This is a genomic window from Mesorhizobium sp. PAMC28654, from assembly GCF_020616515.1.
Taxonomy (GTDB): Bacteria; Pseudomonadota; Alphaproteobacteria; order Rhizobiales; family Rhizobiaceae; genus Mesorhizobium.
Map to the genome: position 1 here is coordinate 2,890,542 of NZ_CP085135.1, position 12,060 is coordinate 2,902,601.

Below are 12,060 nucleotides of genomic sequence, written 5' to 3' on the forward strand. Positions count from 1 at the left end.
GGAACAAAAGGGGATCGGCAGTTCTGTCCTTCTCCCTTGCGGGAGAAGGACAAGCTCTGGTGCTACGGCCGCCGGAACCCGGTCGGCCCACCATAGAGATAACCGATGCGGGCGACGGCCTCCTTCAGTCCCTCGCGCGAAACCAGCATGGTGTGGCCGTTGGCGTGGATCATCGTCTCAGCATCGGTCATGATGGCGACATGGCCCTTCCAAAACACCAGATCGCCACGCCGCAGCCCGGCAAAATCCGGACCGGGTTCCAACGGCTCGCCAATGGTCGCGGCCTGCATGTCGGAATCGCGCAGCACGTCGCTGCCGGCCATGCGCATCGACAGCTGTACGAGACCGGAACAGTCGATGCCGAAGCCGGAGACACCGCCCCATAGGTAGGGCGTGCCGAGGAAAGTCTCGGCCACCGCGACATAGTCGGCCGCTGTTTCTCCGATGCGCTGCAAATGGCCTGATATGATCGCCTCGCCGGAGGCCAGCAGTTGATAGTGCGTGCCGCGCGTCTCGGCCGCGCCGGTCACGGTGACGGTCGATCCCATGGACAGTTGCCCACTGCGCGGAAACCTGAGATCCGACCCCGGATAGACAAAGGTGCGGGGCACGGAGACGATGTGGGTGGGTGCCTTGTCGCGCGTGCCGAGCATTGTATCGGCGACATAGCCGACATAGCCGTCACGCTCGCCCTGCACCCAGGCCCAGCCCTCGACCTCCTCGAAGACGAGGACATCGTCGCCGAACAGGAACTGCGTGTTGATGCCGGCGTCCGGGCCCGGCGCCTTGCGCACATCCGCCACGGAGGCAGAAATCCGCGCCGGCCGGCCGGCGACGAAACGTTCGGCAACGACCTCTCCCTTCAACCTCGCATCGGCGAGATCGGAACGAAAGGCGTGCAGGCGGACATCATGTACGGTCAAAATCGGCAACCCTATGTATCAGCAGTTCGGTCAGATCGGCAATTCGTGGGCCTTGGCAATGATAACATCGCCGAAGCGCTCGACAAAGAGCGCACCCTCGACGGTGCGTTTGATCAGCACGTTGCGCTTGTCGAGTTCGTCGCGGTGGCGCGACACCAGTTTCAACGCGCCCATCGTGTCGAGCGCGCGGGTAATGACCGGCTTGGTGACGTTGAGTCGGGCGGCGAGCCCGCGCACCGTATGCGGTGGCGGATCGAGATAGATGGTGAACAGGATCGCCGTCTGGCGCATGGTCAGGTCAGGCGCGTCGTCACGCACCTGCGACAGCATCACCTGCTGCCACAGTCGCAAGGCCTGGCTCGGACGCAACGCAATCGACATCCGTCCAGCATGACGGCAAATTGTTTCGGTTCCGTTTCAGTCAGGTCTTTTAACGAAACGGCAGGAACCTCAGCCGTAGCGGGTCGAGATGATCCGCTCCAGTGCGCGAATGCCTTGCGCCTCGCCGCCGGCGGGGCCGTGCGGTCGGTCGGCGGGGTTCCAGGCGAAGATGTCGAAATGCGCCCAGCCGGCGGTCTTCTCGACAAAGCGTTTCAGGAACAGCGCAGCGGTGATCGAGCCGGCGAACCCATCGGTGGTGACGTTGTTGATGTCGGCGATCTTCGACGAGAGTTTTGCGTCATAGGGTCGCCATAGCGGCATGCGCCACAGCGGATCCTCGACCGCCAGGGATGCCGCGGCCAATTTCGACGCCAACGCTTCGTCGCCTGTGTAGAAAGGCGGCAGGTCAGGCCCAAGCGCGACACGGGCGGCGCCTGTCAAGGTCGCCATGTCGACCAGGAGCTGCGGTTCGTCGTCATCGGCCAGCGCCAGGGCATCAGCCAGCACGAGCCGCCCCTCGGCATCGGTATTGCCGATCTCGACCGTGATACCCTTGCGGCTGGCAAGAATATCGCCTGGCCGGAAGGCGTTGCCGGCAATCGAGTTCTCGACGGCGGGGATCAGCACCCGCAGGCGCACCTTCAGGCCGGCAGCCATGATCATCGAGGCCAGGCCCAGCACATTGGCTGCCCCGCCCATATCCTTCTTCATTAGCAGCATGCCCGACGAGGGTTTGATATCGAGACCGCCGGTGTCGAAGCAGACGCCCTTGCCGACCAGCGTCACCTTCGGCGCGTTCTTCCCGCCCCAGGTCATGTCGATCAGCCTCGGCGCGCCGACCGAGGCGCGACCGACAGCGTGGATCATCGGAAAATTCTGCTTGAGCAGGTCGTCGCCCTTGATGACCGACACGTCTGCCTTGTGGGTTGCGGCCAGGGTCCGGACCGCTTTCTCAAGCTCGTCCGGGCCCATGTCGCTGGTCGGCGTGTTGACGAGATCACGCGTCAGGAAAACGCCGTCCGCGATACGGCGGATGCGGGCTGCATCCGCACCGGAAGGCAATGCGAAGCGCAGCGCCTTGCCCGGTTTCTTGCCGTAGCGGGTGAAGACATATCCCCCAAGGATGAGGCCAAGCGCCCCGAGTTCCGGGTCCGTGGGAGTGGACGCAAGGCTCCAATCGCCCTCCGGCAATGTTCTCGCCAGCGCGCCTACCGCGAGGGAGCCCTCGCCTTCGCCGATGCCGAACAGCGCACCGGCAATGGCGCCGTTCTCGCCGGGCAGGATCAGCGCCCTGCCCGCCTCACCAGAAAAGCCGTTGGCCTTGGCCCAGGCAACCGAGGAAGGCGTGAGCCTCGTCGCCTCCAGACTGTCCTTCGCCACCAGATGAACCGGTAGCGCACTCTTCAGTTTCGTCTCGACGAGTTCGACGGGCATTCGATGGTCTCCGCAGGCGGCCTTGAGTCGGCGTTTCTTAACCGTCCGTTAGGGTTAACAGAATATTTCTGCGGGAGGGAAGATGGCCACGCAATGGCCACGCGCATGAACGGAGGCCTGGGTGCCGATGCTGACCAACCGCACGATGAACGCCACTGGAAAACGGCTGGTCACCACGGCCTTTGTCCTGGCTCTTGCCGCAAGCGTTTCCGGCTGCGGAACCGACAAATTCACGACCAGTTCGATCGGCCGCACCAGCGGCAAGCCCCTGGAGACGATGTCAGCGAGCGAACTGCATAGCGCCACGATGGCGCTCGGCCAATCTTACGCGCGCAACCCCGCCGACAAGCGAATCGCCACCAACTACGCGGCCGCGTTGCAGATGGATGGAGACGCCGACCAGTCGCTCGCCGTGATGCGCAAGCTGGCGATCGCGTTGCCAAAGGATCGCGATGTGCTGGCCGCCTACGGCAAGGCGCTGGCCGCCAACGGCCAGTTGGAGCCGGCGCTGGACGCCGTGCGCCGCGCGCAGACGCCTGAATATCCGGACTGGAAACTGGTGTCGGCGGAAGCCGCCATTCTCGATCAGATGGGCCAGAAGGACCAGGCACGCCAGCTCTATCGCAAGGCGCTCGAGCTCAAACCGAACGAACCCTCCGTCCTTTCCAATCTTGGCATGTCCTATGTGCTGGAGGGCGACCTGCGCACGGCCGAAACTTATATGCGCTCGGCCGCCCAACAGCCGAGCGCCGATAGCCGTGTGCGTCAGAATCTTGCGCTGGTCGTTGGCTTGCAGGGGCGCTTCGACGAGGCCGAGAAGATCGCATCACAGGAGCTCTCGCCCGACCAGGCGCAGGCGAATGTAGCCTACCTTCGCCAGATGCTGGCGCAACAGAACGCCTGGAGCCAGCTCAAGGACCAAGACAAGACAAAGCCCGCCACCAACTGACCAAACCGTACTGGGCTGGTCAAAACCGACGCTTCCCGCCGAATTCCTACTTTGACATATCGAAATGAAAAGGGCCGCGCCGCGGATGCAGTGCGGCCCTTTTCATTTTCAAGCCCCGAGGGCGCCAGCTACTGGCTGCTGGACTTGTGCGTGTCGCCGAAGATGCCGCGCTGACTGACCTGGATGCCGGCCGGGCCGAGGATGATGGCGAAGAGTACGGGCAGGAAGAACAGGATCATTGGCACAGTGAGCTTCGGCGGCAGGGCCGCGGCCTTTTTCTCGGCCGCATTCATGCGCATGTCACGGCTCTCGCCCGCGAGCACGCGCAACGCGTGCGCCACCGGCGTGCCATAGCGCTCGGCCTGGACCAGCGCCTGCGATACTGACTTGACCGATTCCAGGCCGGTGCGGCTGGCGAGGTTCTCGTAGGCCTGCTTGCGCTCCTGCAGATAGGAGAGCTCCGCATTGGTCAGGATGAACTCTTCCGCCAGGGCAACGGACTGCGCGCCGATTTCGTCGGCAACCCTGCGAAGGGCTGCCTCCACCGACATGCCCGATTCGACGCAGATGAGCATCAGGTCGAGCGCATCCGGCCACGCCATCTGGATCGACTGCTTGCGCTTGGTGGCACGGTTGTTGACGTAGAGCACCGGTGCGTAGAAGCCGCCATAGGCAACAAGGATGCAGACGAACAGCTTGATCAAGGGCGGCTTGTCGGGCAATCCGCCAAGCACGAACAGGTACACCAGGGCCAGCGCGAAGCCGACAAACGGAAGGACAAGGCGGAAGAACAGAAAGCGCGTCAGTGGATTCTGCCCGCGAAAGCCGGCAACCTTGAGTTTCTGCAGCGTGCCTTCGTCGGCCAGCGCGCGCCTCAGGTCGAGGCGCTCGACAATGTTGCGCATGCCGATCGACTGTTCCTCGCGCAAACCCTTGCGCCGGCGGTCGGCTTCGGCGGCAAGCCGGGCGCGCTGCTTGGCGCGCAGCTCATCGCGCTCCAGAGCCACGGATTTCATACGGCTCTTGAGCTGGTTGCCGCCAAGGGCAGGCAGCAGCGTGAAGACGGTGGCGAAAACGGCGATGCCGACCAGCAAGGCGATCAGGAACGCCGGGTCCGTTAGGGATTTGACGACTTGGTCGGTCATTGCTTTTTATCTTCTCGTTCGAGCGTGACCTTTTCCGAAAACCGGATACCGCTTTTCGGGGTCATGCTCGGATCCTAGACATCGAAGTTCATCATCTTGCGCATCACCAGAATGCCGATCGACATCCAGACTCCGGAGCAGCCGAGGATCAAATTGCCCGTGCTGGTGGTGAACAGCGGCATGATGTAGTTCGGACTGGTCAGGTAGACGAGAAAGGCGACGATGAAAGGCAGCGCGCCGATAATGACGGCTGACGCTTTTGCTTCCATGGACAATGCCTGGACCTTGGCCTTCATCTTCTTGCGATCGCGAAGCACGCGCGAAAGATTGCCCAAGGCTTCGGAAAGATTGCCGCCGGCCTGAGACTGGATCTGGATGACGATGCCGAAGAAACTCGCTTCCGTGCATGGCATGGTTTCAGCCATGCGCAAGGAGGCGTCGGGGATCGACAGACCCATCTGCTGGGAATCGACGATGCGGCGGAACTCGGTCTTGACCGGTTCTGGAGATTCATTGGCGATCAGGCGGATCGCGTCATTGAGAGGCAGTCCGGATTTGACCGCCCGAACAATGATGTCGAGTGCGTTCGGAAATTCGTTGAGGAACTGCTTGACCCGGCGCGCCCGGCAAAACGAGACGAACCAGCGAGGCAAGCCCAGTGCGCCCGCCAGCAACGCCCCGGGCAGGACCAGCAACGGTGCGCCGGCGAAATAGGCGAAAGCCGTCAGGGCGACACCGCAAACGGCGGAATAGATGTAGAAGCGTTCGAGAGTGACCTTCATGCCGGCCTGGCGGATCTGTGCCTTCAGCGGCGGCTTCTTGACGACCAGGTCTTTGGATTTCTGCTTTTCCTCGAGGTCCTTCAGCGAATCCTGCACCGATTTGCGGCGCTTGGCCGCTTCCGCCACACGGTCGCGGGAGGCCTTGACGACGGAGCGGTCGGTCTCGGCGGTCTTGATCGTCTCGAGCCGCTTGCCGGCCTGCTTCTCGTTGGTGATCTGGTTGAACAGAAAGGCATAGGCCACCGCGCCGGCGCTGAAGCCCGCGAGCACGACAAACGCCAATACGGTGCCGTCAATTCCGAACATTCACCTGAGCCCCCACGCCTGCAACCGCGTCAGTCAGCGCGTTTCTCCATCGACTCGAGCGCATTGGCGAGGCGCTGTTCCTCGCCGTAGTAGCGGGCGCGATCCCAGAAATGCGGCCGCCCAATGCCTGTCGAGACATGCTCGCCCGTCAGCCTGCCATTCGCATCCTCGCCCTTGATATTGTAGAGAACGAGATCCTGCGTGATGATGACGTCGCCTTCCATGCCGATCACCTCGGTGATGTGGGTGATGCGCCGCGATCCATCGCGCAAACGGGCAGCCTGGATGATCACGTCCACCGAGCCAACCACGATCTCGCGCACGGTCTTCTGCGGCAGCGTGTAGCCGCCCATCGCGATCATCGATTCGATACGGTTCAGGCATTCACGCGGGCTGTTGGAGTGGATCGTTCCCATAGAGCCGTCATGGCCGGTGTTCATGGCCTGCAGGAGATCGAACACTTCGGGTCCGCGCACTTCGCCGACGATGATGCGTTCAGGGCGCATGCGCAGGCAGTTCTTGACGAGGTCGCGCATGGTTACCTCGCCCTCGCCCTCCAGGTTGGGCGGGCGGGTTTCCAGACGCACGACATGCGGCTGCTGCAATTGCAGTTCGGCCGAATCCTCGCAGGTGATGACGCGCTCTTCGCGGTCGATATAGTTGGTCAGGCAATTGAGCAACGTCGTCTTGCCGGAGCCGGTACCGCCCGAGATGACGATGTTGCAGCGTACACGACTGATGATCTTGAGAACTTCGGCCCCTTGCGGCGAAATAGCGCCGAACTTGACCAGCTGATCGAGCGTCAGCTTGTCTTTCTTGAATTTTCGGATGGTGAGCGCGGCACCATCGATGGAGAGCGGCGGCGCGATGACGTTGACACGAGAGCCATCCGGTAGGCGCGCGTCGCAGATAGGGCTTGATTCATCGACGCGGCGGCCAACCTGGCTGACGATGCGCTGACAGATGTTGAGGAGCTGCTGGTTGTCGCGAAACCGGATGCCGGTCTGTTCGACCTTGCCATTGACTTCGATGTAGACGTTCTTGGATCCGTTGACCATGATGTCGGCGATGTCGTCACGGGCGAGCAGAGGCTCCAGCGGCCCGTAGCCCAGTACGTCATTGCAGATATCCTCGAGCAGTTCTTCCTGCTCGGCGATCGACATCGCGAAATTCTTGATCGCGATGATATCGTTGACGATATCGCGAATTTCCTCGCGCGCGCTTTCGGGGTCGAGCTTGGCCAGCTGCGACAGATCAATCGTGTCGATGAGCGCGGAGAATACCTGGCTCTTGGTGTCGTAGTAGCTCTCGCTGCGCTCGCGCTGAACCTTTTTGGATTCAGGCGCCAATGGCGGCGCCTCGACCGCGCGGCGGGCAGGCGGCGTGGCGGACGCGCCTGGCGGCATGGGCGCCCCGGGCCGGGCAAGAACGCCCGTTTCCGCGACGTTCGCAGACGCGGGCGCGACAGGCGCGGGTGCCGGCTGACGGAACTCCGGATTGAACCGGCTACCGTCGTCACTGCCTCTTTTACCAAACATGTTCGACTACCAATTTCGCCACTGAAGCGTCACTTCTTGCTACGCGATAGCTTGCCGAGGAGGTTGCCAAGACCCGCTTTTTTCTTCGGCCTGATTTCGCTGCGCCCGGTCAGGACATGGGCAATTTCGTTGATCGTGCCGACGGCCGGATTCTCGGCGTCCATCTCGCCGAGCATGCGCCCGTTGTTGGCCGCGTTGCCAAACAAAAGCGGGTCGAAGGCGATGACAGACATCGGCGAAAGGCCGAGCGGCTCGGCGAAGTCGGACGCCGATATTTCCGGACGCTTGGGCACACCGGCCTGATTGATGATCAGCTTCGGCGGCGGATCGTTCGGACGCAGCCGCTTGAGCATGTCGACAAGATTCTTGGTGTTGCGCAAATTGGCCAGTTCCGGCGTGGCCGTGATGACGATCTCGTCGGCCTTGACCAGTGTGTTCTTGGTCCAGCCTGTCCATATGTGCGGAACATCGAGCACCAGGAGCGGCACGCTGCGCTGCGCCGTGTCGATCAGCTGCGTGAAGGCTTCGGGATCGAAATCATAGACCCGCTCGAGCGTGGACGGTGCCGCCAGCAAGGAAAGATGTTCGGCGCACTGGGCCAGCAACCGGTCGAGATAGACTTCATCGACGCGCTCCGGCGAAAATACGGCCTCGGCGATGCCTTGTGCCGGATCCTGATCGAAATTGATGTTGGCCGTTCCGAAAGCCAGGTCGAGATCCGCGACAATCACTTCGGACTTGAACAGCGACGACATCGCCCAGGCCACATTGTGGGCAATGGTCGAGGAGCCGACGCCGCCCTTGGCGCCGATGAACGCGATCGAGCGGCCGATTGGCTCCGCCTCGGGATCAACAAAGATCGAAGATATGACGCTGACGATGTCGGCCATGGATACGGGGGCGATTACATACTCCGAAATGCCCGAGCGAATGAGTTCACGGTAAAGGCCGACATCATTGTAGTGGCCGATCACCACGACCTTCGACGTCGGATCACAATATTCGGAGAGCTGGGCCAATTGCTCCAGCAACTGCTTCGGCTCGCTGCGCGACTCCAGCAAGATGAGATTGGGCGTCGGCGCCGACTGGTAGAATTCGATGGCGGTGGCGACACCCCCCATGTGAACCTTCAGATGCGCCTTCGCCATGCGGCGATCCTCGCCGGCGCGCTCGACCGGATTGGCAACGCCCTCGGTCTCGCAAAAAGCCTGGATCGATATACGCGGGATCGGCCGCAGGGCCTGCATGGCGGCAACATCCTGCGGCGACGTTTCGCCCCCATCCACCTCGGCGTCGTAAGCAAGATTGCTCATTGTCATGCTCTTTCCGTGACCTGGGACTTAGTACGTCACTTCCGAGTTGCCGAGGAACTCGTTCGAAATGCCTCTGGCGCGGTAGACATCGATGACGTTGCCGCGATTTTCCGCATCGATGTCGGTGGACTTGCGCGGCCCGAGCAGATCGGCGGGATTGGCCATCTGGGCGGCGAGGTTGTTCTGATACGAACAGCCGAAATCAGCGTAGTGCTTGTTTTCCGACGTCTCCAGCAGATCTTCAGGCCAGCGTCCGCATTTGTCAGTCTGCGCTTTCACCGCGACAAAGGAGACACGGACCGGCGCGGAGGCTTCGGCGGAGGCCGATTGATAAGAGGTCATCACGATCCGCTTCCGATTGATGCCGCTGGCTGCCGCAAGCTTGCCGAAATCGCGACCGGCCACCAACGCGGCGACTTCGTTGGCCGAGCCAAGCGGGATCGCTATCGTGAGTGCGGGGGCCGCGCTCTTGTCGTAGCCGTCAAGGAAGCCCAGAAGTGTGTCGCGCTGATAGCCTGTCATGCCGCGATCGCCGGCACCTACCGGAAGATCGATCTTCTGGTTCTTCTCCGCGATTATGATGGGGTGGTTGGTGCGGTAGTCGTCCGGAATCGAGCCAACCGTGATGCTGTCTCGCCTGGCGCAACCGGCCAGAAGTACAGTCGCGGCGATCGCCACGACCGGGATAGCCCGCAAGAATAAACGCGAACGGCTGGATCGCGTCGTTGCGGCGATCGTCCTTGCCTTCGACATTGACTGAGACATGTCCGTTCCCCGCTTACTTGTAGATGAAACCGACAACGCCGTGGTAGCGGCCATTGGGCTTGTCCGTTTGCATGGTGCCGTAGACACGATTGACGCGGCCAAGGAACATGCCGGCGCCGTCGCTGGCGGCGTTGAAATTGTCGTCTGGCTTGGCAAGTTCGTTGCGTGCCACCGGCCTTGTTAGATAAGGCGTGATGATGATGACCAGCTCGGACTCGTTGCGCACGAAGTCCCGGCTGCGAAACAGCGTGCCAAGCACGGGGATCTTTGTCAGTCCGGGCAAACCGGCGATGGATTGTCTGATATCGTCGCGAACGAGACCGGCGATCATCATGGAGCCACCGGAGGGCAGTTCCACGGTGGTATCCGCCAGGCGTTTGCGAATTGACAGCAGAGTCGTGCCAGGCAATGAACCGGCGCCCTCGAGCGTCGTTGCGCCTTCGGTTGTCGGCTCGGAAACCGACGTCCTCACCTTAAGGCTGATGCGGCCCGCGGACAGCACGACCGGTTGGAATTCAAGCCCAATACCGTATTCGATCTGACTGTTGGTGTATGTGACCTGGCCCGTCTGATTGTCGGTGGAAACGTTGTTCGTTCGACCGGTGATAAGATTGAATTCGCCACCGACTTTGAATGTGGCTTTTTCACCCGAAACCGCCGTCAATGTCGGCTCGGCCAGTGTCTTCATGACACCCGACTGTTCCATGGCATTGATATAGGCCTGCAGAGGTGAAGCAGCATTTCCAAGGGTGAGGCCTGAATACTGAGACAGCGGCTTGCCTAATCCGTATGATGGCGAACTCATCGCGCCATAGCTGATGCCGTTGGTGGTTGCATTGCCGACCATGTTGACGCCAAGCTGCTTCATGACCGATCGGCTGACCTCGGCGACGGTCACCTTCAGCGTCACCTGATCGTCGCCGATGATCTGTAGCAGGTTGACGATCTTGCTGACTCGGCGCGTGGAGTCCGGATTGTTGATGTCGACCCCGCCTTGGGCCGAGCCGCCAGCGGCGGTCTGCGAATATTGTCCCGTCGTCGCTTCACCGCCTGATACGAAGATGGTCGCCAGATCGACGGCACGTTTGGCGTCCAGCGGGGTATCCACTTGACCCGTCAAAACAACGTTGTCGTTCAGCAACTCGACCTTGATGGCCGATGTTGGAATGAACCGCTTGATATAGTCCTCCAGACCGGCAACGTCGCGTTCGACGGCCAGATCGAGACTGACGATCTGTTCGCCATTGGGACCGAAGACGAAGATGTTCGTTTCGCCTACGGCCTTGCCGAACAGATAGATGCGTCTTGAGGTCCGTGTGACGGCATCGGCCACGGCAGGGTTCGCGACAAGGATATCGTAGGCGTCACTAGGCAGGTCGATGACCACGGATTTGTTGAGGCCGAGTTTCACCTTCTGGGTGGCGGTGGAAGCCGTCACCTGTGCATTCTTGCCGGCTGCACTTGCCTCGACCAGGCCTTGCGAATTCGTCCCGACAAGCAACAATGCCGTGGCGACAAGGGCAGGGAATTTACGGTTTGGCCTCATTTCCTTGCTCCCACTTCGGAAACTTCGCCCGACTTGATCAGCCGAACCGTTCCCCGCCGTCCTTTTCCGGAAACGAGATAATCCGCCTCATCCGAAATCTTTTCCTGCGTGTCCGTGATCGACCGCAATGCCAGCGTGAGGCGATCAGCCATCTGCTGGGCCACGGTAATGATCTCCGCTTGCTGCGGCGTCAGCTCCAGCGTGGCGGTCTGGCCAACCCTGGTCTTCTTGCCCTGCTCGTCTTCCTGAATGGTTTGATCGATCGCCAGGACGCGAATGTTCTTGAGAATGGTCTCCGTGGTGAAGCCGGTACTGCCGCTGCCAGCATCGGCCCTGCGGGTCATGATGACGTCAACGAAATCATTTGGGAGAATAAAGCCGCCGGCCGATGTGTCAGCCGAGATGGCGGTTGCGACCGCCCGCATTCCGCTGGGCAGGATCGAGGACATGAAACTCTGTCCCTCGCCGATCAGCTTTGAGCGCCGCAGCGGCTCCCCGGTATACATCGCCATGCGGGCCACGGAGCCTTTCAGCTTCTCCAGAGCGTCAGGCTCGACGGCGCGGGTGATGAAATTCGCGTTGATGCCGTCCGCGGGCCAGGACTCCCAGCTGATATTGTTCTCAAGCTGATTGCCCATGGGCACATCACCCGAGAGCACCAGCACGTCCTGCAATGCAATCGCGGGTGCCTTGGGGCCGGAATCGAGAACGATTTGAGGCGGCGGCGCGGCCACCATATTTCGCGACATATCCTGCACCACCCGCCGCGGCCACCGCCACGCTCAGAATGATCAATCGGGATGCTGGCATCTGTCCGAATCCTCGCCCTTGGCAAACCACCTAGCCAAGCCGGACTCTGCAGCGGCAATCGTCAAAACAAGGTTAATGCAATGCTTACGATCGTGATTAATTTAAGGTTTACATAAATTAGCTGAAACAGCCTTCCAGCCGGAGAAAGAGCGGTCTTTCCCTTCATCA

Annotated in this window: 10 protein-coding genes and 1 pseudogene; 1 reads left to right on the top strand and 10 read right to left on the bottom strand. The window is 61.3% G+C overall.

The window, feature by feature from the left end; genetic code table 11:
- Positions 1 to 62 precede the first annotated feature (62 nt).
- The 3 genes from LGH82_RS14260 to LGH82_RS14270 all read right to left on the bottom strand — a co-directional run bounded on the left by LGH82_RS14260 (position 63) and on the right by LGH82_RS14270 (position 2,738).
- Positions 63 to 923, bottom strand: coding sequence for a C40 family peptidase (locus LGH82_RS14260; RefSeq protein WP_227349069.1), 861 nt, complete (start codon positions 921 to 923; stop codon positions 63 to 65).
- A 30-nt stretch (positions 924 to 953) separates the two neighbouring features.
- Positions 954 to 1,304 carry a MarR family winged helix-turn-helix transcriptional regulator gene (locus LGH82_RS14265; RefSeq protein ID WP_227349070.1) on the bottom strand — a complete coding sequence of 117 codons (351 nt, stop codon included), beginning with the start codon at positions 1,302 to 1,304 and terminating at the stop codon, positions 954 to 956.
- Between the two features lie 69 nt (positions 1,305 to 1,373).
- Positions 1,374 to 2,738, bottom strand: a complete 1,365-nt coding sequence (locus tag LGH82_RS14270) for a leucyl aminopeptidase family protein (RefSeq protein ID WP_227349071.1) — start codon at positions 2,736 to 2,738, stop codon at positions 1,374 to 1,376.
- 127 nt (positions 2,739 to 2,865) lie between these two features.
- Between LGH82_RS14270 and LGH82_RS14275 the strand changes: the two genes are divergently transcribed.
- Positions 2,866 to 3,687, top strand: a complete 822-nt coding sequence (locus tag LGH82_RS14275; protein WP_227349584.1) for a tetratricopeptide repeat protein — start codon at positions 2,866 to 2,868, stop codon at positions 3,685 to 3,687.
- 128 nt (positions 3,688 to 3,815) lie between these two features.
- Here the strand turns inward: LGH82_RS14275 and LGH82_RS14280 are convergent, their stop codons facing one another.
- The 7 genes and pseudogenes from LGH82_RS14280 to cpaB all read right to left on the bottom strand — a co-directional run bounded on the left by LGH82_RS14280 (position 3,816) and on the right by cpaB (position 11,892).
- Positions 3,816 to 4,832 (bottom strand): type II secretion system F family protein, encoded by a 1,017-nt coding sequence (locus LGH82_RS14280; protein ID WP_227349072.1) that lies wholly within the window; start codon positions 4,830 to 4,832, stop codon positions 3,816 to 3,818.
- Between the two features lie 74 nt (positions 4,833 to 4,906).
- Positions 4,907 to 5,920 carry a type II secretion system F family protein gene (locus LGH82_RS14285; RefSeq protein WP_227349073.1) on the bottom strand — a complete coding sequence of 338 codons (1,014 nt, stop codon included), beginning with the start codon at positions 5,918 to 5,920 and terminating at the stop codon, positions 4,907 to 4,909.
- Positions 5,921 to 5,949: 29 nt separating this feature from the next.
- Complete coding sequence (locus LGH82_RS14290) at positions 5,950 to 7,458, bottom strand: CpaF family protein (RefSeq protein ID WP_227349074.1); 1,509 nt, start codon at positions 7,456 to 7,458, stop codon at positions 5,950 to 5,952.
- A 29-nt stretch (positions 7,459 to 7,487) separates the two neighbouring features.
- Positions 7,488 to 8,771, bottom strand: a complete 1,284-nt coding sequence (locus LGH82_RS14295) for an AAA family ATPase (protein WP_227349075.1) — start codon at positions 8,769 to 8,771, stop codon at positions 7,488 to 7,490.
- A 27-nt stretch (positions 8,772 to 8,798) separates the two neighbouring features.
- Positions 8,799 to 9,536, bottom strand: a complete 738-nt coding sequence (locus LGH82_RS14300) for a CpaD family pilus assembly protein (protein ID WP_227349076.1) — start codon at positions 9,534 to 9,536, stop codon at positions 8,799 to 8,801.
- A 13-nt stretch (positions 9,537 to 9,549) separates the two neighbouring features.
- Positions 9,550 to 11,082, bottom strand: a complete 1,533-nt coding sequence (locus LGH82_RS14305; RefSeq protein WP_227349077.1) for a type II and III secretion system protein family protein — start codon at positions 11,080 to 11,082, stop codon at positions 9,550 to 9,552.
- A pseudogene (cpaB, locus tag LGH82_RS14310) lies at positions 11,079 to 11,892 on the bottom strand (Flp pilus assembly protein CpaB). The gene LGH82_RS14305 and the pseudogene cpaB overlap by 4 nt, the downstream one beginning before the upstream one ends.
- Between the last annotated feature and the right edge of the window lie 168 nt (positions 11,893 to 12,060).

What these genes read in the sequence shown, in the direction of transcription:
- LGH82_RS14285 (WP_227349073.1), bottom strand. Translation starts at nt 5,920, where the DNA reads ATGTTCGGAATTGACGGCACCGTATTGGCGTTTGTCGTGCTCGCGGGC.
- LGH82_RS14280 (WP_227349072.1), bottom strand. Translation starts at nt 4,832, where the DNA reads ATGACCGACCAAGTCGTCAAATCCCTAACGGACCCGGCGTTCCTGATC.
- LGH82_RS14300 (WP_227349076.1), bottom strand. Translation starts at nt 9,536, where the DNA reads ATGTCTCAGTCAATGTCGAAGGCAAGGACGATCGCCGCAACGACGCGA.
- LGH82_RS14270 (WP_227349071.1), bottom strand. Translation starts at nt 2,738, where the DNA reads ATGCCCGTCGAACTCGTCGAGACGAAACTGAAGAGTGCGCTACCGGTT.
- LGH82_RS14275 (WP_227349584.1), top strand. Translation starts at nt 2,866, where the DNA reads ATGCTGACCAACCGCACGATGAACGCCACTGGAAAACGGCTGGTCACC.
- LGH82_RS14295 (WP_227349075.1), bottom strand. Translation starts at nt 8,771, where the DNA reads ATGAGCAATCTTGCTTACGACGCCGAGGTGGATGGGGGCGAAACGTCG.
- LGH82_RS14290 (WP_227349074.1), bottom strand. Translation starts at nt 7,458, where the DNA reads ATGTTTGGTAAAAGAGGCAGTGACGACGGTAGCCGGTTCAATCCGGAG.
- LGH82_RS14305 (WP_227349077.1), bottom strand. Translation starts at nt 11,082, where the DNA reads ATGAGGCCAAACCGTAAATTCCCTGCCCTTGTCGCCACGGCATTGTTG.
- LGH82_RS14265 (WP_227349070.1), bottom strand. Translation starts at nt 1,304, where the DNA reads ATGTCGATTGCGTTGCGTCCGAGCCAGGCCTTGCGACTGTGGCAGCAG.